Source organism: Streptomyces sp. NPDC028368, from assembly GCF_055565615.1.
Map to the genome: position 1 here is coordinate 45,517 of NZ_JBVHTY010000027.1, position 22,083 is coordinate 67,599.

The 22,083-nt window shown below is 69.1% G+C and carries 17 protein-coding genes; 4 read left to right on the forward strand and 13 right to left on the reverse strand.

Translation table 11 applies throughout. The features are described 5' to 3' along the window. Nucleotides 1–152: 152 nt before the first annotated feature. The 9 genes from ACZ4S3_RS38305 to ACZ4S3_RS38345 form a co-directional block, all read right to left on the reverse strand. Entirely contained in the window at nucleotides 153–1,112 is a 960-nt protein-coding gene (locus ACZ4S3_RS38305; RefSeq protein WP_467943187.1) for a C40 family peptidase, read from the reverse strand. Beyond that, on the reverse strand, nucleotides 1,109–3,457 hold the full coding sequence (locus ACZ4S3_RS38310) for a hypothetical protein (protein WP_467943189.1): 2,349 nt from the start codon (nucleotides 3,455–3,457) through the stop codon (nucleotides 1,109–1,111). The genes ACZ4S3_RS38305 and ACZ4S3_RS38310 overlap by 4 nt, the downstream gene beginning before the upstream one ends. Continuing rightward, nucleotides 3,454–5,979, reverse strand: a complete 2,526-nt coding sequence (locus ACZ4S3_RS38315; RefSeq protein WP_467943190.1) for an ATP-binding protein — start codon at nucleotides 5,977–5,979, stop codon at nucleotides 3,454–3,456. Before ACZ4S3_RS38315 ends, ACZ4S3_RS38310 begins: the two co-directional genes overlap by 4 nt. After that, nucleotides 5,979–6,593, reverse strand: a complete 615-nt coding sequence (locus ACZ4S3_RS38320) for a hypothetical protein (RefSeq protein ID WP_467943191.1) — start codon at nucleotides 6,591–6,593, stop codon at nucleotides 5,979–5,981. The genes ACZ4S3_RS38315 and ACZ4S3_RS38320 overlap by 1 nt, the downstream gene beginning before the upstream one ends. After that, nucleotides 6,590–6,910, reverse strand: a complete 321-nt coding sequence (locus ACZ4S3_RS38325) for a hypothetical protein (protein WP_467943193.1) — start codon at nucleotides 6,908–6,910, stop codon at nucleotides 6,590–6,592. The genes ACZ4S3_RS38320 and ACZ4S3_RS38325 overlap by 4 nt, the downstream gene beginning before the upstream one ends. Beyond that, complete coding sequence (locus ACZ4S3_RS38330; RefSeq protein ID WP_467943195.1) at nucleotides 6,907–7,941, reverse strand: conjugal transfer protein; 1,035 nt, start codon at nucleotides 7,939–7,941, stop codon at nucleotides 6,907–6,909. The genes ACZ4S3_RS38325 and ACZ4S3_RS38330 overlap by 4 nt, the downstream gene beginning before the upstream one ends. Continuing rightward, nucleotides 7,938–8,099 carry a hypothetical protein gene (locus tag ACZ4S3_RS38335; protein ID WP_467943196.1) on the reverse strand — a complete coding sequence of 54 codons (162 nt, stop codon included), beginning with the start codon at nucleotides 8,097–8,099 and terminating at the stop codon, nucleotides 7,938–7,940. Before ACZ4S3_RS38335 ends, ACZ4S3_RS38330 begins: the two co-directional genes overlap by 4 nt. Then, nucleotides 8,096–8,377 (reverse strand): hypothetical protein, encoded by a 282-nt coding sequence (locus tag ACZ4S3_RS38340; protein ID WP_467943197.1) that lies wholly within the window; start codon nucleotides 8,375–8,377, stop codon nucleotides 8,096–8,098. The genes ACZ4S3_RS38335 and ACZ4S3_RS38340 overlap by 4 nt, the downstream gene beginning before the upstream one ends. Nucleotides 8,378–8,484: 107 nt before the next feature. Then, nucleotides 8,485–9,342, reverse strand: a complete 858-nt coding sequence (locus ACZ4S3_RS38345; RefSeq protein ID WP_467943199.1) for an RNA polymerase sigma factor — start codon at nucleotides 9,340–9,342, stop codon at nucleotides 8,485–8,487. Between the two features lie 1,203 nt (nucleotides 9,343–10,545). Here ACZ4S3_RS38345 and ACZ4S3_RS38350 point away from each other — a divergent pair. The 4 genes from ACZ4S3_RS38350 to ACZ4S3_RS38365 all read left to right on the forward strand — a co-directional run bounded on the left by ACZ4S3_RS38350 (nucleotide 10,546) and on the right by ACZ4S3_RS38365 (nucleotide 15,700). Further along, nucleotides 10,546–11,451 carry a tyrosine-type recombinase/integrase gene (locus tag ACZ4S3_RS38350; RefSeq protein ID WP_467943201.1) on the forward strand — a complete coding sequence of 302 codons (906 nt, stop codon included), beginning with the start codon at nucleotides 10,546–10,548 and terminating at the stop codon, nucleotides 11,449–11,451. Further along, the gene (locus tag ACZ4S3_RS38355) at nucleotides 11,444–13,783 is read left to right on the forward strand and encodes a tyrosine-type recombinase/integrase (RefSeq protein ID WP_467943202.1); all 2,340 of its coding nucleotides are present in this window, start codon (nucleotides 11,444–11,446) and stop codon (nucleotides 13,781–13,783) included. Before ACZ4S3_RS38350 ends, ACZ4S3_RS38355 begins: the two co-directional genes overlap by 8 nt. 498 nt (nucleotides 13,784–14,281) lie before the next feature. Further along, nucleotides 14,282–14,503 carry a hypothetical protein gene (locus ACZ4S3_RS38360; RefSeq protein ID WP_290356877.1) on the forward strand — a complete coding sequence of 74 codons (222 nt, stop codon included), beginning with the start codon at nucleotides 14,282–14,284 and terminating at the stop codon, nucleotides 14,501–14,503. A gap of 60 nt (nucleotides 14,504–14,563) precedes the next feature. Beyond that, a complete protein-coding gene (locus ACZ4S3_RS38365) occupies nucleotides 14,564–15,700 on the forward strand; it encodes a winged helix DNA-binding domain-containing protein (protein WP_234385968.1) in 1,137 nt (378 codons plus the stop codon). A gap of 564 nt (nucleotides 15,701–16,264) precedes the next feature. Here the strand turns inward: ACZ4S3_RS38365 and ACZ4S3_RS38370 are convergent. The 4 genes from ACZ4S3_RS38370 to ACZ4S3_RS38385 all read right to left on the reverse strand — a co-directional run bounded on the left by ACZ4S3_RS38370 (nucleotide 16,265) and on the right by ACZ4S3_RS38385 (nucleotide 21,589). After that, entirely contained in the window at nucleotides 16,265–17,056 is a 792-nt protein-coding gene (locus ACZ4S3_RS38370) for a hypothetical protein (protein WP_467943203.1), read from the reverse strand. Between the two features lie 236 nt (nucleotides 17,057–17,292). Then, on the reverse strand, nucleotides 17,293–20,106 hold the full coding sequence (locus ACZ4S3_RS38375; RefSeq protein WP_467943204.1) for a helicase associated domain-containing protein: 2,814 nt from the start codon (nucleotides 20,104–20,106) through the stop codon (nucleotides 17,293–17,295). A 59-nt stretch (nucleotides 20,107–20,165) separates the two neighbouring features. Further along, nucleotides 20,166–20,708: a hypothetical protein gene (locus ACZ4S3_RS38380; RefSeq protein ID WP_467943206.1), complete on the reverse strand. Its 543-nt coding sequence runs from the start codon at nucleotides 20,706–20,708 to the stop codon at nucleotides 20,166–20,168. Beyond that, nucleotides 20,705–21,589, reverse strand: a complete 885-nt coding sequence (locus tag ACZ4S3_RS38385) for a hypothetical protein (RefSeq protein WP_467943207.1) — start codon at nucleotides 21,587–21,589, stop codon at nucleotides 20,705–20,707. Before ACZ4S3_RS38385 ends, ACZ4S3_RS38380 begins: the two co-directional genes overlap by 4 nt. Between the last annotated feature and the right edge of the window lie 494 nt (nucleotides 21,590–22,083).

The following is a 22,083-nucleotide window of genomic DNA, read 5'->3' on the forward strand; positions in this document are numbered from 1 at the left end:
AATGAGAATCCGCCACCACGAACGAGAACAAGTGAGAATCCGACAGCTTCACTTCGACAGGGCAGGCGCTTGCCCCGCGACGTTTCCGAGATGTGGCGTCCCAGCGACAAAACGCTGAGACAACGGCATCTCTGATGAAAACCTACGAACCTCTATCCGACGCGTCGAATGTCCCAGGCGTACTGCTCCCAGTACCCGGCCAGGCTGATGACTTCGACTGATTTTCCGGGTCTGGGTGCGTCGATCATGCGGTTTCCGCCGGCGTAGATCCCGACGTGTCCCCAGTTGTGCTTGTTGAAGACGATGAGGTCGCCGGGCTGCATCTCGTCGCGCGGGACGGACGTCCCGACGTGGCGCTGTTCCTGTGAAGTCCGCGGCAAGGCGACCTTGTGGCCGGTGCCTTGGTAGACCGCGTACGACGTCAGGCCGCTGCAGTCGAAGCCTCCGCCGGATTTCCCGTTGATGGTGCCGCCGCCCCAGACGTAGGGGACGCCGAGCTGGGTCATCGCACTCTGCACGATCGGGCTGGAGGACATCCCGATGTTTTCATCCGGGCCGGCCGGAGCCGCGCCGGCGTATTCCTTGGCTTGAGCCAAGACCTTTTTCACGTACCAGTCGGCGTGGTTGTAGGAGTAGATCGCCTTGTACAGGCCGTCGCTGGTGCCGGATTTGGCGCCGTTGGCGCACAGCATCCGCGCCGCGGCATACACCGCGTCCGCCGGGTCCCACGGGCTGGGCGGCGTGGCGCCACCCGGTGGTACTGGATATGCGTACCCCTTGAAGGTCGACGGCAGGAACTGCATTGGACCGACCGCTCCGGCCGAGCTGCGCATGGTGGGGTGACGTCCGTGGTCGGTCTCGATCTTGCCGATGGCGGCGAGTACCGACCAGTCCAGTCCGGGGCAGGTGGGCGCGGCCTGCTGGTAGAGCGTCAGCGTCTTGGGCGGGATGTCGGCGTCCTGGCCGCCTGGTGCCGATGCCGGGACTACTGCGTCGCCCTGCTCGGCGTCCTGGTCGGCGGCCGCGGCCGCGATGAACAGCACCAGGACCCCCACCAGCGCGAGCGGGAGCATGCCGATACCCGCTATGGCGGCGAGGTGCTTGCCTTTCACGAGCCGCTCCCGGGCCGGGCGGCGCGGCTGCGGATGCGGTGCAGCCGCTGCTGTAGGCGTGCCTGCTGGCCGGAGGCCGGCGGGGTGATCGGTCGGGGCACGACCATCTGTGCCCGGCGGCTGCGCCGTGGTGCGGCTGCGGGCGACGGTGTGACGGGCCGTCCGGGGCTGCGGCGTTGCTGCGGGGCGGGCGGGCGCCGCACAGGCCGGCTTGAGGGGCGGGGCGGGATGGGCGGCTGCCCCCGGCGGGTCCGGATACGGTTGCTGACCCAGCGGCCTCCGATGCCGCGCCAGTACTCGTCTGCGAAGTCGCGTACCTGAGGCTCGAGGGCGTTGCGGGTTGTCTCCAGGCGCTCGCGTAGCTGGGTTGCGGCGGTGGTGACCTGGCCGGGTACGGACTGTGCCGCGGCTGCCGTGTGGCGCATGGCGCGCGGTCCGTAGACCGGCAGTCCCACCGTAGAGCGCAGTCCGACGCGGCCCATGCGCACTCCGGTACGTCCTGTGGCGCGCACGGTGCGCTCCGCGCCGCGGGCGAGACGGCTGGCGCCCCGTGCCAGCCCGGTCAGCGTGCGGGCACTGCCGGCCCGGCCCAGGCCGCCGCCGACCGCTGCGGCGGTGCCGCCGGTGGCGGCCATCATGCCGAGCATCAGTGCAGCGCCGCCGACCTTGCCGAGCGTGCCGAGCCGTCGGCCGCCCTTCGAGCTGCCGAGGTCGGAGGGGGAGGCGGCGCCGCCGAACCTGGAAGCACCGAGGCGGCCCTTGACGCGGGCGGCCGCCTGGCGCGAGGCGCCCATCAGTCGTTTGCGGAAGACGAGAGCGGCGAGGCACAGCAGGTCGAGGACGACGAAGCGAGCGACGATGCCGCCGGGAATGGCCTTGGGTGAGGCCCCCAGGACGGAGGTGATGACCACGATGAACGCACCGAGGCCCACCACGATCAGGACGAGCAGCGCCAGGCCGCGGGCGACGGCCGTGGCGCGTGACCACAGCCAGGCGCGGCCGGGTCCGGGCAGCGTGCCGGCGATGAGGGCGCAGCGCGCGATGGCGGCCTCGGCGGCCAGCCAGGCCTGGGTGATCAGGTAGCTGGCGGCGATCGCGATGACCAGGAGGCACACCAGCAGTGCGCCGAGCAGCATGCACGCGGCGCCGGCAAGTTTGTCGCCGGAGGCCTTCTTCAGGGCTGCGGCGTTACCGTGGACGCACCGTTTCTCGAATTCCTTGTCCGGCGAGGTGCCGAAGGTCTCGGTGGCCCACTGCATGGCCTTGCCGCGGACCAGACGGTCGACCTGGCCGCCGACGCCCGGGTAGAGGAGGTCCCCGGCGCTCGGGCCGTCCTGCAGAGACTTCGTCTTCTCGTCGACTTGCTTCTCGTACAGCGCCTGGGTGGCACGGGACTTGATGTAGCTGGTGGCGCAGTGCTTCTTCTTGTCGTCGTCGGTGAAGACCTGGCCGTAGGACAGCAGCATCGCGGGCTGGACGACGAAAGCGTTGACGAGTTTGTCGCTGATCGGCCGGGCGATGTTCTCCTGGGCGGACTGGGCCGCGTCACCCTTGGTCGGGTCAGCGTCACCCATGACGACGGCGGCAACCGCAACGCCGAGCGCTTTCGCCTTGCCGACGGCGCCCTCGCGCTCACCCAGCAGCATCTGCGGGGGCGAGGCAAGCGCCGTGGCGGCCAGCGCGGAGATCAGCAGTGAGGCGGTGATCTCGCCCCAGCCGCGCGAGCGGTCACCGAACCACCAGTGCCACGCGGCGACAACACCGCTGAACGTCAGGAACAGGCCGGGCAGGCCGAGCTGGACCAGAACGCTGGAGTACAGCGAGTCCGAAACGGTCAGCACCGGCTTGAGGAGCAGCGACGCCAGTTTGAAGCTGATGGCCCAGGTGACCAGCCAGGCGGCGAAGGCCACCAGCCACTTGATACACATGAACAGCAGACTCGTCAGCCACTGGTCGACCTTGAGGTCCCAGTCCGTCATACCGCCGCTGTCGGAGGCCACGGTGAACGCGCTGACGGGGATCCCGTTCGCGTCCGTCACTCCGAAGTTGTCCAGGATGTCGCCGGACCCGATCCCGTCCTTCTTCATCAGCTTGAGCAGCTTCTCCTGCTGTTGTCGCTGAATCTCCTTCTTCTCCTTCTTCTCCGTCTTCTTGGGGACGTCAGCCCTTCCCGGCTTCGGCGAGGCAGAGGAGGTGGGATGCGCCCCGGGCGACGGCTGAGGAACAGGATCAGCGGCGGCGCGTGAGGCGAGCAGCAGCGAGCCGCACAGGGCAACGGCGACGACCAGCACCGTCCAGCCGGCCCGCCACCTCGCCGTCGGCCCGGCCAGGCGCAGCCGCCTCATGCCGACATCGCCGGGTCGGAATGGATCGCGGTGGCGGCCTGCGGGTCGGCGGGGATGATGACCTGCATGCCGCCGATGCGCCCGTACAGATCCCGGTGCAGGCACTCACCCGCACGCTGCGCCCGGACCTCATCGGCCACGTCCATGGGGGACAGCCCGGTGGTCACGAGCTCCACCAGGTCCGCATCGTCTGGGTCGAGGTCGAGGAACTGCAGGCCCCTTTTGGCGAGGGCGACATCGGTCTGCCGGAACAGGAACTTGCGGGGGAAGAGACCGCGGATGACCTGCCCGGTGGCGGATGCCTCCGGGCCGATGTCCTCACCGTCGTGGCTGCCCGCCAGCACGCCGGCGTTGTGCTTGCGGCCGTCGCGGACCAGTTCCAGGAGCAGGCCCATGCCTTCCGGGGAGGAGGTCAGCCACCAGCACTCGTCCCATACCGCCACGCAGAACTCATGAGAATTGGCGAAGCAGACTTCCCGGCACAGCGCCGCGATGAGATACAGCGCTGCCCGGCCGAAGACCTTCTCGAACTCCAGCGTCGGCAGCCGGTCGGCTGCCAGCTCGTGTTCCTTGGGGAGGGCCAGGTTGGCGGTGGCGAAGACGATCGAATCGGCGCGCGTGGTGTCCACCACTGGCAAGGCCGGGTCGAAGATGGTGCGGGCCAGGTCCTTGCGGGCCACCGAAGTGAGCTTGCGTGCAACCGCGTTCGAGGTCGCGTCGCGCTTGCCGCGCGCCTGCAGTTCGCCCACCAGCGCTGCCATGGACGGCGCCGGCCCGGCCAGCGTTGCCTCGATCGCCTCCGACAACGCGATGCCCTGGTCGCTCATGGGGCCGATGCCCAGCAGCAGCGTCAGGAACGACTCCGTACGGCGCTGCGCCTGCGAGCGGTCGCGGATGGTGCGCAGCGGATCGAGGGAGACCTGAGCTTGGTCGTCGATGGTGATGACCCGGGTGGTGCCAGGGCACGCCTTGGCGAAGCGGACCCATTCCTGCTGCGGCGTGCGGTCAACGATGACCGCCCGACCCCGGCTTCCCGGCTGTCCCGTCTTGTGGCCGGCGGCGAGGATGGCGTAGACGGCGGCCTTCATCGCGACGCTCTTGCCACCGCCGAGCTCACCGATGAACGCCGCTGACGCGGAAGCGGACTTCTGCGGGCCCAGCGACCAGTCGGTGAGCACCGGCCTGGTGCCGCCGCCGGCCAGCTGCAGCCCGTACAGCGGGCCCTTGGCATCGCCGAGCGCGCTGCCGGCGAACGCACCGGCCATCGCGAAGTCTTTCGCGAGGAGCACCTGCGCGTAGGAGGCCATGACCTTCGGAGTGCGGGCGCCCGGAAGCATCCCGTACCAGAGGTTTTCCTGTTCGCCGAGCGGGCGGGTGAAGGTGTAGTCGTTGCCGGCGAAGTGCGTTTGCAGGTCGGCTGCGCGGGCCTCGGCCTCGGCCGGGGTCGCGCCCCAGACACACAGCGCGCCCATCGCCTGGACCTCGACCTCGGTTTTCGAGCTGGTGATGGCGGTGCGGTATTCGTCCATCCCGTCCGCGGCTTCCAGCACCCGCGAGGGGACACCGGCCGTCTCGCCCTCGTACTCCCCGGCCTGGCCGGCCAACTCGCGTGCCTGCCGACGGGCCTTGGCCTCGGCGACATCGCCGGGTGTGACCTTGATGCGCATCGCCCAGTCCACGGGGAAGGCGAACTCGTCCAAGGCCGCGAGGTACTCACTGCCCGGGAAGACGAACCGCTCGGGCATCTCCGACAGCGCCAGGACCGTTTGGTAGGACTCGCCCCACTCGGTGCTCACCTGCAGCCAGCGCCGCCTGAACCGGCCCCGGTGCGCGTCGGCATCGTCGCCGTCGTCGGAGGGGAGGGCGCCCTCGGCCAGAACTACCTGCCCCAGCGCCGCTGCACCGCGGCCGCGCCCGGTGGACTGCTCCGGGTCGGGCAGCAGGGGCTCCAGCACACCGCGTCGGGCACTGTGCCCGTAGATCCACAGAATCTCGGACTCGGTCGCCGGCCGCAGCGCCACCGTCGAGGGCCAGGTCGCCGCGAGGTCCTGCGCCTGCCGCAGCCGGCGCACTTCCTCCCGGGCGCTGACCGGCGCGGGCAGCAGGCCCAGTTGCTGGGCCATCTCCGCGCGGGCCGCATCGATCGCCATGCCGGCCGCCTGCTTCTTGTTGCCGGCGGGCAGCGGGACGGCAAGCCAGTCCGCGCGGCTGGTCAGCTCCAAGTGCTCCAGCTGGTCCCACACCCGCGTCGCCAGCTGCGCGTATCGCTCGCAGGAAGCCAGGTCCACGCCGTCGGTCATCTTGCGCACCACGGAGGCCGGGTCGACCTGCGGGCACAGGCTCAGCAGCATGGCCTCGCCGTGCAGCTGCTTGACCAGAGATTCCAGGGCGCGCAGTCGGCGTTCCTTGACGGTGCGGGAGGACTGCGCGTGTCCGCTGCCGTCCACGCGCCACAGCGCCCAGCAGGTGCCGTGGCGGGTCCAGATGACGTTTCCGGCGACGTGCCGTACGGGAATGCGCATTACTGCCCCTGCTCGTTCGTGTTCGTCGTCGCGGCCCGTGCCGCGAGCAGCGCGCCGACGCCGGACGCCACCCGCACCACGGGGGCGTCGGCCGTCGGCCGATCGGCGGCCGGCCTGTTCTCCGGGACGGTCGGCGCGGGTGCCGGGCGTCCCGGCTTGGCGAGGGCCTCCGCCCGTGGTGCTGCCGCGCAGCCGGGTTCGTTCGGCGGCTGCCAGGTGAGAGTGCAGACGCCCACCAGCGCGCCACTTCGGCGCCGGCGCACGGGACGGCCGTCCATCCGGCCCGAGCCGCCGCTCGCGGCAAGGCCCAGCGCACTGGCGGCGACGGACAGAGGATTGCGGCCATCGACGTGGATCCGCCCCACGACCAACGCCAGGGCGTACGGCACTCCGACCAGCGGCAGGACATCGACCAGGCCGTGGTGCGCCCACAGTCCACGGGTGAGGAAGGCCGCTGCGAAGGTCGCTGCGGCGACGATGATCTGCGGGACCGTGTAGGGGCCGCCCCAGATACGGCCGCCGCCGGGCCAGTGCCCCACCACGAGGGTGTGCCTACGTGCCTTGGTGAAGCAGCGGCCGATCAGCGGCTCCGTGGAAGCAGTTGCGGTGCTCATCGCCTGCCGCCGTCCAGCGGGTCAATGTGGTCGAGGACGCGGACCGCAGCGGCAGCGTTCGTCTTGCCGGAGGGGTTCTTGATGTCCTCGCCGATCTTGTCCCGCAGCACGGTCATATTGACGACGACGGCCAGGACCACCGCACCACCGATAGCCGCAACCCCAGCCTTCAGCACGCTCTTGGTCTGACCCCACACAAAGGCGATCGAGACGACATACATCAGCCCCAGCACGCCCACGAGGAAGAAGTTCTTGAGCTGGCTCACGAGGCTGTTGGCATCGGAGATGGCCCCTGCCATCTGAACGAGCTCGTTCATGAGCCCTGTCCTTCCTGAGAGTTCGGATTCGTGCCGGGCGTCGCGAGGGCGGGCGCGGCTTCAAGGGAGGCGACCTCCCACCGGCCGTCCCGGGCGCGCAGTTCGATCGCGTACGTCATCGGCCGGCTGCTCGTGTGCTTGCCTTCGCCTTCGACGTCGACCAGGAGCCGGCGCTGGACACCGTCGGGCGGCGTCTGGGCTTCGGCGCCTTCGGCCGGACCTTGGCCGTGGTCGGCGATCTGCGTGAGCGTCACCGCCGTGTACGGAGCCGGCCGCACCGCGTGCAGCGTCGTGCCGGGGGAGAGGTAGCGGTCCAGCTCACCCCGCCCCGTCAGGTACGCCGCCAAGAAGCCCTGGACCGTTTGCACCGCCGGATCGGATTTCAGTGGCGCGTGCGCTGCGCCGTACGACAGCTCAGGTGCTGCGCCCTTGGAGCCGGTCGGGGCCGCGACCTCGGCGGGCAGCGCCGTCGCAGTCCAGCCCGAGGCCCCGCGGCCGCCGGTGGCTTGGACGGGGACCTGGAAGTACCGGACGCGGCCGCTGTCGGAGACCTTCGACGAGCCGGTGATCCGCGCGGCCACGGTCACCGACCAGTAGCCGGCCGAGATCTGCCGCACGTGGACGGCCGACGCCGACTCAGCACGCTCCGCCCCGCCCTCGGTCGTCCACGACATCGAACGGGCCGCCGGGTAGAAGGCCGTGAGCTCCTCCGTGTCCGCGTCACTGTCGCCGGCCTTCACGTAGGCGGCGACGTACACCTCGGCAAAGCCTGCCGGCGCCACCGCATCCGACGACGCCGGCTGCGCCCGCGGCGCCTCCGCCCGCGTGGGTACGGCCACGGGTTGGGCGGTGGAGGCCAGCGCCAATCCGCCGAGCAGCGGCCCCGTCAGCAGCAGGCCCCAGGCGCTCCAGCGCACCACGGCCGTCCAGTTCGCCATGGCACCCGTCGACGTGGTGGCCCACCCGGTGTCCGGCTGGGCGGACTCCTCCACCGGCGGCGTGGTCTGCTCTTCCTTACGGCGCCACTTCATGACCGCGGCCCCTTCCCCAGCAGATGCCCCCAGGTACGCGTCGGGTCCAGGACCCAGATGCGCCGACCGTCGCGGCGAGCAGCCGCCGCCTGGTCCTTGATTGCCGTCTTCAGGGCCTGGCTCTTGCCGTAGCCCGCAGGGCCGAACGTCGCCTTCACGCCGTCACCTCGCCCTGCACGGTCTTGGACCGAGTCAGCTCGGCGATCCGCTCGCGCAGCCGCGCCGGCGGAAGCGCCAGCACCTCCCGCACGAGCACCTGCGCTTCATTGGCGTCCCGCTCCACGTACGACTGCAACTGCGCGTGGGTGTCGGCCGAGAACGGCTCCGTCACCAACGCGACCGCCAGCTGCGTCGCCCGGCGCCGAATCGCCACCAACCGCAACTCCTCCGCCTTCAGCTCCATCGCTTCTCCCTCATGTCCCAGCCCCTCGTTCACGACGGCTCCCTCCGCTGTGTCGGTGCGCGGAATCCCCCCGCACACACAGAGAAGGGAGCGGGATCGGCCCTGATGTGACACAGCACCCGGAAAACTTCTGACGGCCTTCAGGCCGCCTCGACCCACTGCGGCACCGCCTGCCGAAGCCGCGCCACCGCACGGCTCCGCCGCCGACGCAGCGCCACTGGGCTCACCCCCCACGCCGACGCCGCCTCGTCATCCTGCGGCGCGTCCTCGCGGTAGCGATCGCAGATCCCCGACGCCGCCTCTGTCGTGAGCACCTCGCACTCCAGCGCCCACACCAGGAGCGCCACCATCTCGCCGCGAGCCCCCTCCAACTCCTCCACCGCACTCGCTGCTGCCTGAAGGCTGGCCTCCTCGGCGGCTCGCGCCAGCAGCACCGGCTCGACAGCGTCCGCAGGCTCGACACCACCCGGAAGCGCCGCCGCCCACGTCTCATCCAGGGGCTCAGAAGGCGCCAGCTCCCGCTTGAGCTCACGCGAAACGCGGTGCCACAACTCCATGCGCAGACCCGTCGCGACCCTCCGGGGCCGCCGCGCAATCGGGTAGGTGCGCACCGCCTCCCACAGGGAGGCGATCACCACCTGCGCCACGTCCTCGCTGCTCTCGCCGCTGCGCACGCAGCCGCGAAGCATGCGGCAGGCAAGCGGGAGCATCGCCTGGACCAGCATGCGGGCGGCCAGTTCTGCGTCCCGCCCGTCGCCGGCACTCACCCGGCGCAGCAGGACCCCCATCCAGGCGTCGCTGAATTCCGTCCCGTCACGCTTAGCGCGCTTCCGCAGAAGAGTGCACAGCTCCCCTAGGTCGTCGGGGGCCTGGTCGGTGTCCAGCACCCCGGCGCTGAGCATCCAAGAACGCACGCGGTCTGAGCTGCCGCGGTCGGCGCACAGCCACTTCCATTCGGTGTTCAGACGTGTGACCAGCGTCGGCTGTAGGGCGTCCACGGCAGGCTCCTTTCGGATCGACTGCCGTGAACTCTGCTCAGCGCCCCTTACCAAACTGCTTGCCCCAAAGAGGGAAAGGCGCAGGTCAATTGGGGTATCCCGCGGGGTAACCAGTGGGGTATCCGCACCCCGAGCAGGGGTATCTGCGTGCGGGTGCCTTCTGGAGCGCGGTCGATGGCTTCTCCGGCTGCCGGTGCGGCCGCCAACGGGACCGGCCACAACCGGGCCGAGCGGCCCTCAGGCTCAGTGTCATCAGGCGCTGGCGCAGCACCACGTCCCTGTCACGTGTGGCCCGGCGCTGCCATTTCCCGGTGCGGCCCTGCGGTAGGCGATCGGCGGCGCCGGGGCGAGCCGTGGCTGCGCAGTTGGAGGGGACGGTCTCGGCTGCTGCCTGTAGCTGTGGCTTCTGGCCGGGCGCCGGAATGGCCGGGGCCGCTCGGAGCAGGCCTGGGCCGGTACCACCGTAGGTACCACCGTGGGTACCACGGTGCGTTCCGCCGTACGTTCCACCGTGGGTACCACCGTGCGTACCAGGTCGTTTTGGAACCCAGGTGCATCCGTGCAGGTCAGGTCGTATGGGTATGCGGTCCCCGCTGCTGACACCTCTTCCTCAGGAGGAGGAAGAGGCCCCTTTTCTCTTCGTTTGGACCGCGTGGCGCGGTGCGTGGTCCAGCGGGACTGCGTCAGCTTCTGGTGCGGCCCAGCCTGCGAGGCGCCGCATCGTTGACCCTGCCCGTATCTGGCGTGTGTTCTGTGGGCCGGATCCGCGCTCGTCGCGTGGCGGGAGGTGGAACGTGCCCGAGGCACCACACGCCATGGCGACCGGCTGCGGACCCGGCCCGACGGCCATCTGCAGCGTCCGCTCCGGCGGCGCCGCCGGCCGCGCAGACGCCCGGCGGGTGGCTTCCCACTGCTCCACCTCGGCTATCCGCCGGCGCACGTGCTCCAGCTCCAGCTGAAGATACGTAGAAGTTACGTGGAATCAACTCGGGCGATCATGTCTTCCGAGCAGCCACGGACCGGGGAGGCGCCTTGGAGAGCACAAGTATCGGGCGGAAGTGGCCGGTGTTGGCCCGTCATGATCACGCAGCGAGTTGGCTCCAGGTCTGGAGCGACCTCGGACGGGCGCCCCGGACGATCGACGCATATGCGCGGGGGCTGGCGGAGTACCTCCTGCTCTGCGAACGGGAGCAGATTGACCCGGTGGCCGCGAAACGTTCCCACGTGGCCGTGTATGTGCGGGAACTTTCCGCACGACCGCACCACCGAGGGGCGAACGTCATCTCACTCGACTCAGGGTCCGGGCTGGCGAATGCGACGATCCAGCAGCGTCTGGTGCCGGTCCGTCTCTTCTACGACTTCCTTGTGGAAGAGGGGGTGCGCCAGTCCAATCCGGTCGGACGTGGACGCTACGTCCCTGGCCGGCGCCGGGGCGGCGGTCTACAGCAGGGATTGGTTCCTCGCCTGACGAAGCTGCCGTGGATTCCGAGCGATGACCAGTGGCTCAGCGTCCTGGACGTCGCTCGACGCGAGCCGGTCCGCAACCGCGTGATGCTGGCGTTGGCCTACGACGCTGCGCTTCGGCGGGAGGAGTTGTGCTCGCTTAGGACGGACGACATCGACCCGGCTCACCGGACGGTACGGGTGCGGGCGGAGACGACCAAGAACCGGCTGGAGCGGGTGGTCCCATACTCCGCACCGACTGGCGTGCTGTTGTCCAGCTACCTCATCCACCGGGCGACGATCAGCCGGGCCCGCGGACCATTGTTCCTTTCGGAGTCCCGCCGCAACCACGCTCAGCCGCTGAGCCTGTGGACGTGGTCAAAGGTCGTCCGCCGCATCGCGCTGGAGGCCGAAGTCGAGCGGTTCTCCACGCACACGACCCGACATCTCTGCCTGACGGATCTGGCGCGGATGGGCTGGGAGGTGCATGCGATTGCCACCTTCGCCGGCCACCGTCACACCGATTCCACACTCCAGTACATCCACCTCTCCGGCCGTGACCTCGCGGACAAGCTCGGCCGGGGCATGCAGCACATCCACGCCTGGCGCATTCAAACGCTCACCGGCGAGCGGATGCCGACGACGGACGGAGCTGTCCATGGGTGACCCTGTACTTGTCGCCAGCGACGCGGACGGCGATCACGGTCGCTGGAGCTCGCCGATCGCCGGCCAACAGTACGACCGGCTGCCTCTCGTGCTGGCCTCCGAACAGCGAGCGATCTATGAGCTGGGGCTGCGCAACCTGCGACGCCGCCGCGGCTACGACCATCGAGCGCCGCAGTGGAAAACCATCGAGCGGCTACTGGCGCCGTTGGATACGGTCAGCTCCAGTTTCAGCATCGCGCCCGGCACCCAGCATCACCTCTACCGAGGGTTGCACGACGCCGTTGCCGTGCTGCTGCTGCGATGCGCCGAGACAGGCCGGTCGTACTGGAGTTGGACGTCCCAGGAGTGGCTGGACCTGCTCGGCGACAGTCACGCGGCCTTCCGCCGCAGCGTCCCCGCGTGGGCCGAAGGCTCGGTTCGCCCGTTCCTGTGCGCGCACGCCTTCCTCCTTGGTGGCTTCGACGCATTCCACCGCCTGGGGTACTTCGGCCGGCGCACGCTGGCGGCCCGCCTCTTCGGGGAAGCCCAAGTGGACGCGGAGATCGACAGGATTCGCCGCGTTCTCGCCGGCTGGGGCTACAAGTACGGCGGGCGCGATGACCCGACCATCCCCGCCGTGGCCAGTCAGATGTTCCTGATCAACCGCAGTCCGCACCTCGAAGACCTCGACACGGCGCTCTTCGATCGTGTCCGGGCCGGGTCATACCTCACCGAGGAGGGCCTGAAGGGACTGCACCCGCTGCAACGGGCCGTTGCCCAGCTCGGTTACTGCGATCCGCCGCAGGTGGGCCCCGGCAACAACCAGATCGTCGCTCTCGGAGTCCCCGAGGGGTGGAGGCGGTGGGTCGAACGGTGGTACCAGACCTCCACCCTCACGCTCAAGGTCCGCCGAACATGGCGCGCCACCCTCTTCAAGGCCGGGCGATGGCTCGCCATCGAGAGCCCAGGGGCTGCTGACCCCGGTCAATGGACCCGGCAGACCTGCGCTGCCTGGGTCGCGGCCGTCGACCGGATGAACGTGGGCGACTATGTCGAGCGGAACGTCACGCAGACGGAGCGTATCGGGAAGCCCCTGGCTGCCGCCTCGAAAGCCCATCTCATCAGCGCTTTGAGGACTTTCTTCCGTGACTGTCAGGAGTGGGAGTGGCTGCCCCGGCGGTTCGATCCGCAAACGGCCCTCGTCGCACCTCGCAGCATCAGAGCGATGATCGGGCCCAACCCCCGCATCATCGCGGACGACATCTGGGCGAAGCTCATCTGGGCCGGCCTCAACCTGAGTTCCGAGGACGTACCCCGGAACGAAACCGGCTTCTATCCGGTCGAGTTGGTCCGAGCGGTCACCGTGACCTGGCTGTTCTCCGGGCTGAGGAGCGATGAGATCGCCCGGCTGCGGGTGGGGTGTATCCGGTGGCAGCACGACGGGACGACAATCGCCAGCGACTCGCAGCAGGTCCTCGCACGCGACGCCGTCTGCCTCCTGGACGTGCCCGTACACAAGACCGGAACCGCGTTCTCCAAGCCGGTCGACCCCCTCCTCGGCCACGCACTCGACGCCTGGCAGGCCATCCGACCGGAGCAGCCGAAGACCACCGACCGGCGCACAGGCGAGACGGTGACCCCGTTGTTCTCCTTCCGGGCCCGCGCGGTCTCCAGCGTCTACATCAACAACACCATCATCCCGATGCTGTGCCGCAAGGCCGGCGTTCCCGCCGCCGACGTCCGCGGAAAGATCACCAGCCATCGCGCCCGCTCGACCATCGCGAGCCAGCTCTACAACGCCAAGGAGCCAATGACGCTCTTCGAGCTCCAAGCATGGCTGGGCCACAGATCTCCGTCGTCCACCCAGCACTACGCGAAGATCAGCGCGAACACCCTCACCAGCGCTTATCGCGACGCCGGATACTTCGATCGCAACGTCCGCACGATTGAGGTCCTGGTCGACCGTGACGCGGTGACCACCGGGGCGGCGGCTCAAGGCGAACCCTGGCAGTACTACGACCTCGGACACGGCTTTTGCACGTACTCCTTCTTCGAGCAGTGCCCGCACCGGATGGCCTGCGCCCGCTGCGACTTCTATGCGCCGAAGACATCGAGCAAGGGCCAGCTCCTGGAGGCGAAGGAGAATCTTCAGAGGATGCTCGCGGCCATCCCCCTCACCGAGGAGGAAGAGGCCGCCGTCGATGACGGGCAGGCCGCACTGGACCGCCTCCTCGACCGGCTCGCAGACACTCCGACACCGTCAGGCCAGATTCCTCGGCAGCTCGACGTGCCGCCCACCGCGACACTCCTGCCGATCGCCGAGGTCCGGCAGGGCAAAGCGTCTCAAGCTTGACATTTCTGATTCCACAGAATCGCGATCGCGTGCAGCCTCGGGAGGTCGGGAGGCAGTCGAGGGGGGTCGCTCACAAGTTCGATTCTAGGCTGGGCTGGCCCCTACCTGCTGTGCTGTGTGTTGTGACTGAGTTCTTCAGATGGCCCGTGAGCGGTTGAGTTGGCCCGGCTGAGCGTCGTAGTCGGCCTGTGCGTGTTCAATCGTGGGTAAGTGCGTGTTTCTGATCCATCGCACCAGTTATGCGACATCCCGCGGGTTCGTCCTGGCTTTCATCTCCCGTTGCCGCAGGTCAGCCCGGCAGGCGGGAGCGATGGATCCGCATAGATCATGATGGACCTTCGGGATTCCTGAAGAACCATCATGATCCCTCCATAGACGCACAGGCCGAGGGCGACGGGGTGCCTGGTAAGGCCCCATGCCGAGGAACCGAGGGGCACGGCGAACTCGCGGGATGTTGCACACGGCGGGGGCGATGACGGCAGCCCGCGGATGCCGCTGATGTCGGCTATCACCAAGGACCTGATGCTGCGCGGCTTCGCCACGCTGCACACCCCGGACCAGATCGAGGAGTGGAACGCGCGGTTCGGCCCGTGGCTGCGGGAGGGACGCAACGTGTTCCTGCACACGGTCGTCGAGGGCGGCACCGGTCAGCTCCCGGCGGCGTGCGCCGCCCTGCTCGACCGCACGTACAGCAGCACGATGCTGGTGCGCATGAGCTGAGCGGCATCGCAGTACGGCGGTGGCGTCCCGGGCGCGGTCCGAGGCAGCCACCGTGTTTTCGTGAGTGGACACGAGGAAGGGAATCCCGTCGTGGTGACAGGAGACGTGAAGGTGCTGGACCATCGGGCGCTCAACCGGAGCCTACTGGCCCGGCAGTTGCTGCTGGAGCGGTCCGCGATGCCAGCGGGGCGGGCGGTCGCGCACCTGGTGGGCATGCAGGCACAGGCGCCGAACCCGCCCTACATCGGCCTGTGGACGCGGCTCGCCGGCTTCCGCATCGAGGACCTGGCCTCCCTCGTCAGGAACCGCGAGGTGGTCCGGGTGGGTCTGATGCGCGGCACGATCCACCTGGTCACGGCGGACGACTGCGTCGCACTGCGCCCCGTCCTGCAGGGCGCCCTGCGGCAGGGGCTGAAGGGCGCCTTCGGGCGCAAGCTCGAAGGGCTCGACGTCGAGAAGGTGGCCGAGCTGGGCCGCGAGCTGGTCGAGCGGGAGCCGCTCACGCTGGGCGGCCTGGGCACCCTGCTCGCCGAGCGGTGGCCGGACCGGGACCCCTTCGCCCTCGCCAACGCCGTGCGCAACCTGGTACCGCTCGTGCAGGTGCCGCCGCGCGGGCTGTGGGGCGAGAGCGGGCAGGCCGTGCACACCAGCGCCGAGGCGTGGCTCGGCCGGCCCGTCGCCGGGCTGGCGGCACCGGACCTGATGGTCGAGCGCTACCTGGCGGCCTTCGGGCCGGCCACGGTCAAGGACATCCAGGTCTGGTCCGGCATGACCCGGCTCGCCGACGCGGTGAACCGGCTCCGGCCGCGGCTGGCGGTCTTCCGCGACGAGAACGGCCGCGAACTGCTCGACCTGCCGGAGGCCCCCCGCCCCGACGCGAACACCCCCGCCCCGGTGCGCTTCCTGCCGGAGTTCGACAACATCCTGCTCTCCCACGCCGACCGCGCCCGCATCCTCACCGAGGAGCAGCGCAAGCTCGTCTTCACGCGGAACGGGCTGATCAGGTCGACGTTCCTGGTGGACGGGTTCGTGGCGGGCGTGTGGCGCGTCGAGCAGACGCGCGGTGCCGCCGTCCTCGTCCTGGAGCCCTTCGGTACCCTGCGTGCCGGGGACCGCGCCGCGCTCACCGAGGAGGGCGGCCGGCTGCTCGCGTTCGCCACGGCCTCCGCCGCCTCGCGCGAAGTCCGCTTCGCCTGATGCCTGGCCATGCGCACGGCGTGTGCAACATCCCGCGAGTTCGCCGTGCCCCTCGGTTCCTCGGCATGGGGCCTTACCAGGCACCCCGTCGCCCTCGGCCTGTGCGTCTATGGAGGGATCATGATGGTTCTTCAGGAATCCCGAAGGTCCATCATGATCTATGCGGATCCATCGCTCCCGCCTGCCGGGCTGACCTGCGGCAACGGGAGATGAAAGCCAGGACGAACCCGCGGGATGTCGCATAACTGGTGCGATGGATCAGAAACACGCACTTACCCACGATTGAACACGCACAGGCCGACTACGACGCTCAGCCGGGCCAACTCAACCGCTCACGGGCCATCTGAAGAACTCAGTCACATGTGTCTGGCCTGCGCCAGCGAACCTGCAGGTGATCCCCGGCGCTGCTGCGGATCGCGCTGCAACACGGCGGACGCTGCGGCAGATGCTGCGCAGCGAGCGTGCGTGACCCGTGGCCCAACGACGCCAGCCGTAAGCCCGTTGCCGGATCGCTCGTTTGCGCGCCGAAGTCAAGGCTGAGAGGTTCGTTCTCCGCCCTCACCGTTACCCGTTCGCGTCATCTTGTGCAGCTAGCCGGTCCTTTACATACGTCTCGAATTTTGGGGACTTCACAGCCTCGGTGACGATCGCTTGCACCAGGACGCTGTTGGCTTGCCGGGCATCGGAAAGGCCGCGGCAGAAGAGCCATGCCATAGGGCCGCACAGTACAGCCCACCACGGCTCCAAAACTTCGGCTGCCACGCAGCTCAGGACGATAGCTGCGATGCCAACGTTCACCTTCAGATCGGCCTCGGCTGCCAGACGGTCGTAGTCCCCGTATAGATCCTTGTTTGCTGCGTATAGACGCGTAGGAAGCTGAGGCAGATCCCCGAGCAGGGTGGCGAATCCCTGGGCCCCCGAATCGCTTGCTTTACTCTCGTCGAGCCTGTCCGAGACGTAGAGCGCGAGCGTTTCCGTGGAAGGTGCAGTCAGCTCTGTCAGCCTCGACACGCGAAAGCCCAGTCTTCTTAAGAACCCTCGAACTTTTGGCCGACCCAAGAAGTCGCGGAGCCACTGCGGCTGGTGCGAGGCAAGTTTGTGCAAGCCGCGGTTGACGGTTGCGGCGGGCGCCTCCAGCATGCTGCCCACGAGGTATGCGACAAAGGAGCCGGCCACGAGGGCCCCGGGCTTCCCTACCCATCCCGCTATGTCGTACAGCGGCTTCAGTGCGTCATCGGCTTGGGCTTTCGTCGGGATCGTGTCGCCCACGATGAGAAATAGCGACAGGAGGTAGATGTAGCCGGTCGCCAGTGGGGTGCGAAGTTCACGGATTCCGGGCAGCAGGGAGGCGAACACAAGCTCATGATCTTCCCGCTGTGTTTTTTGGGGTCCCGGGACACGCCGGGTCACAACGCCGCCGCCAGCGCCCGGTGATCGGCCGGACCGCCGGACAGGTCACGAGCCGCGGGCAGGTCGGATGGAGGCTTTGAGCGCAGCGAGGCATGCTCTCGCGATGACGAAGCGGCAGCAGCCCGTACGCGAGACGGCCGGCACTGCACTCCAGCGCCGGCCGCGTGACCACCCCAAAACGCCTACGCCGCCCACTCCAGGCCGAGTGCTGCGAGTTGTTGGAGTTTGTCTGCGGTGAGTTTGCTGCGCCTGCTCTTGGTGTTCGACAGGAACACCCCCAGCTTCACTGCGTGTTCCTGGTCGTCGGCCACGACGGTCTCTACGTGGCCCCTGGCGACCTTCACATGCCCTTCCCGCGCTTTGTACTGGGCCAGAGCCGCGACGCCCCGCTCGAAGGCGCTCGAACTCTTCGCGGCCTTCGCCGGAGCCTGGACCGCACCGGCGGGTAGCGGTTCGACGCCGAGGTCGGCCAGGCGCTCGCGCTGCCCGTCGCTCAGATGCTCCCACCCCTGCCGCTGCGTGTGCAGCCAGGTGCCGATGTCCTGGCCGGCGATGGTGACGCCGGGCAGGATCTCCGCGAGCGTGGCTCTGTCGGCCAGGACCGCGGTGAGCGCGGCATGCCGCTGCTGCCACTCGAAGGGCCACGGCGGATTCCAGTACGGGTCGATGCGCTCCAGCGCCTCCCGCCGCTCCCTCGCGCGCTCCTCGTCCTTGCCCAGACCGCCGGTCTTCCGGAGGTTCGCCAGCCATTGGCCGACCGCTACTCCGTCGATGGACGCGTCCTTGGGTGCGGCGAGCGTGCGGTGGACGGCGAAGTAGTTCCGGGCGGCGGTGAGGTTCTTGTAGAAGCGGGCGTCGACAACCGACCAGACCATGCCCAGCTCGTCCAGCAACTGCGCCCGCCACGCCTTCAGCGTCCCCGCACGAAAAACCCTGCGTTGCTCGCTGACCCACGCCCCCAGCGCATACGTGTCGCCGTTCCCGCCGTCGTCGTTGCTTCCGGTCGCCCCGATCGGCACGACGGTGTCCATCGGCACCTGGGCGTGGCCTTCGGCTTCCACCCATTTGCGCAGGGCGTTGAGCCCGGACAGCCACACCTCGGAGTCCGGCCGCAGCACCCGGGTGCGCAGGAACGCGGCGATGACGTCGGGGTTGCGTGGCAGGGAGAACCGCAGCAACGGCACACCCCCACCCTTGCCCTCGTCCTCCTCGTCACCGTCCTCGTCGCCGCCCTCGCCGCCCTCGCCGCCGTCGCCGCCCTCGCCGTCGCCGCCCTCGCCGCCGTCGCCGCCCTCGCCGTCGCCGCCCTCGCCGCCGGCGCTGCCGGCGGCCGCGCGCTCGGCACTCTCCTCCTGCTCCTCGCCGGCCTCACCGTCCGCCCCGCCCTCGTCGGCGGCCGGCTGCCCCTCGTCCTCCTTATGCTCGTCAACCTCCTCCTCGCGCACGGGGTCGAGGGCAACGACGGAGGTGGCCTTCCCGCGGGAAGTGGTTGTCCGCAGGACCATGCGCTCAATGAGCCGGGAATCGTGTGCACGGAGCCCCTGCAAAACGGCTACAAGAGGCCGGTAGGAAGCGGAGGCCATCATGTCTTCGGGGTCCTCCCCGGCCTGGAGGAACACCGGCACGATCAACCGTGCCACCTTCCCCTCACCCGGCATCTGGCGCAGGCCGCGGCCGGTGATCTGCACGATCTGCACCGGCGAACTACGAGTGTCTGCGAACACCACACCATCAACACCCCGCCGGCCGCGGATGTCGACGCCCTCACCGAGCACCTGGCAGGACGCCAGGATGCCCAGGTCGGTCACCCATCCTTCGGCGTCCAGGCCGTCGGCGAAACGGTCCAGCACCACCCGCCGGTGCGCCGCCGAGTGCTCCCCACACAGCCACTCCGCCCCCACCCGCTTCGGATACACCGCCGGATCCGTCTCATACAGCTCAGCGGCCGCCTCCGGCAGCGCCCGCGCGAACGCCATCGCCTCGATCGTGCGCCAGTGAAACGTCATCAGGTTCCGCGCCCCGGTGCTGTCCGCGTGCTTGAGCAGCGCCGCCTGCAGGGCGGCAAGGCGCCGGCCGCGCACCTCCTCGGCATCGGCGTCCTCGCCCGGGGCCTCGGGGTCGCGGATCTCCAGCACATCCACCTCGAACGAGGCCAGGATGCCCCGCTCGACACTCTCCATCAGCCCGAGCTCGTACAGCACGGGCCCATACAATTCGACGTCATCCATCGACGCCACCAACCGCCCACCCAACGCCCCTGAAGCACCCTCAGAGCCGCTTGCACCACCCACTCCGCCCGACGCCCCGGCGGCTCCCACTGCGGGAGCCCACAGTCGCGGTGTGGCCGTCATATACAGCCGCCGCGCCGCGGGGATCCGCTCCTGATCGTGAACAGCCGCCCACGCCTTACCAATCGCCCCACTTGTCCGGTGCGCCTCATCAACCACCAGCAGGTCAAAAGCACCCATCCGCTGACCGAACGAACCCCGTAGCGCCTGCTCCAGCACCCCCGGCGCCGCCGCACGCTCCGCGTCGGCCGCGCCCTCGTCGTCGCCGTCCTGGTCGTCCTCCAGGCCCTGCGACACCAGCGACGCATAGGTAGCGAAAACCAGCATCGGCCCGCTCCCGGCCCACAGCGCCAGCTGCGTCGGATTCGTCGTGCACCGCACATCCAACGCCTCCAGCAGCGGGTCCGCCCCCAACGAACACACCGCCACCGCAGGACCCTTGTGCCCCACCGCCCGCCACGCCTCCACCGTCTGCGTCAGCAGATCCAGCGTCGGCACCAACACCCCCACCAGCCCCCGGGGCACCATCCGCAACGCCGCCGTCGCCGCCGAGACCGTCTTGCCTGAACCGGTCGCCGACACCACCTGCCCACGCAGGCCCCGGGCAGGCAGCGCCCCGTACAGCGGCCCGGAAAGCCCCCGGATAATCGCATCCACGGCCTCCACCTGATGCGGGAAAAGCGGAATCTCACCCATCTTGTTGCCCATTCCTGACCCTCCAGGTCCACAATCCAGCAATTCACCGAATCCGCAATTCCGGCGGAAAGTCAGCGCGATGGCATAAACAGCTCGACGGACACCGCCCCGTCCGCACCGACCACCACTCGGCCCGCCAGCTGCGCGAGCACCTCCTGCGGAGACAGCCCCGCATGGGCCGCGGCCTGCCGCAGCAGCCGGCCCGCCCCCGCGGCCACCCACACCTCGCCCCGCACCTCATCCGCCGCCTCACGGCATCGCTTCAGACGCGCGGCGTGCCCAGCAATCGCCTGCTCCCGCCGGACCGCTCGCTCCGCCGCCCACGCCGACCCGGCACTGTCCCGCTCCGGCTCGTACACCGCCCAACCCGACGCCGCCATCAGCGCCTGCACCCGCCGCCACTCCGCATGCCGCGCCGCCCACACCGCGGCGAGTTCCTCCGGATCCGACGTGAGCAGGCCGCGCTCCACCGGCCCCGAAGACCGCAACTCTTCGGCCGTCTCCCGCTCCCGCACCGCCGCTTGGGCAACTGCCTCGGCCACCCGTACCGCGGACATCCCCGCGCTTTGCCGCCGCACCGCGTCCCGGGCGACGTCCTGACTGCTCCAGATCACCGTCCGGCCTCCCCACCCGTGGTCATGACGGCCCCGTGCGGGGTGCTGGAAGACGAAGAGTCTTTCCAGACCGACCCGTTGACCTGGTGCCAGCCAGCCGGCTCACCCTCCGGCCCCGACGACGGCAGCACAGCCGGGTCATAGTGGCCGGCCTCCCGCGTACAGGTGATCAGGTCCCCGGTGGACATCTCCACCGTGCCCGCGGTGCACAGACCGCCGGCCTCACCCAGCACCTCCAACACCCGGCGACGCTCCATCGTGTTCGGGTGCGTGCGCGGCAGCACCGTCTCCCGCACGAACGCCTCCAGCCGGGCCTCCGTCAGATCGGGCCCCGCACCACCGGTCACCGCATCCTCTTCCACCACCTGCACGACGCGGTACAGACCACGCACGCCGTACAGATCGCCCGGCCGCTCGTTCTCCCGCCGCACCGCGGCCACCGCCGCCTCGACCGACGGGGCATAGGTGAAGTTCGTCAGCGTGGCGCACCTGGGGTGCGCGTCATCCACGCGCTGCGCCACCACCCGGTACCGGCGAACGTCCGCGCCCCCGGCCGGTGGGGCAGTGGCGGCCTCCTGTGAGGCGATCCGCTGGAGGCGTTCACGCTCCCACCGGGCCACTGTGGGATCGGCCTGCGGGGCGTAGGTCTCCATACGCTCCTCGGCCATGATGTAGCCGATGCACCGCCATTCGGTGTGCTTCCACTCGGCGCGGCGGAGGCTGACCAGACGTCCAGGTTCATCGATAACGCGCCCGACCTGACGTTCCCAGCCGCGGCCGATTTCCGTCTGTTCTGCTACCTGATCCCGCCCCATGCCGGTAGCTTCATTCTGCACGGATCGGCGGATAACTTCGCGTGCAGTGAACTTCTCGACCGGCATTGTGTGCCCCTTCCTTATGAGGAATTCCCGGGGCCTGCTGCCCCTGGGGGGGTGGTGCCTTGGTTTCACAAACTCTACCCCTGCATCACGGAGTGATGCAGCAGGTTGAAAGGAGTGGACCCGAAAAGGTGGATCCTGGTAGGCTCTGGCGTGCAAGCCCACCGTGAACAGTGTGCTGTAGGTTTGGTGATGGGGCATCAGGGCCTGGCTAGCCGTCACCTTTCCCCCCAGTCACCGTCAGAAACAGACACACCCCCACCTCCCCTCATAGCCAGATCGTTTGAACCAGGCACCACATAGGCCAGCCACTTGCTAGGCAAACCCGCACCACCATCAACCTCCCGCATGAATTCCGGAGGAATTCATAAAACAATTCCGGAGGAATTGTTTTAACCCCCGGAGGGGGTTGCGTCTTTACGATCCGTAGGATCGTGCGTCGTTCCTCCGGAATTCATGCGGGAGGTTGATGGTGGTGCGGGTTTGCCTAGCAAGTG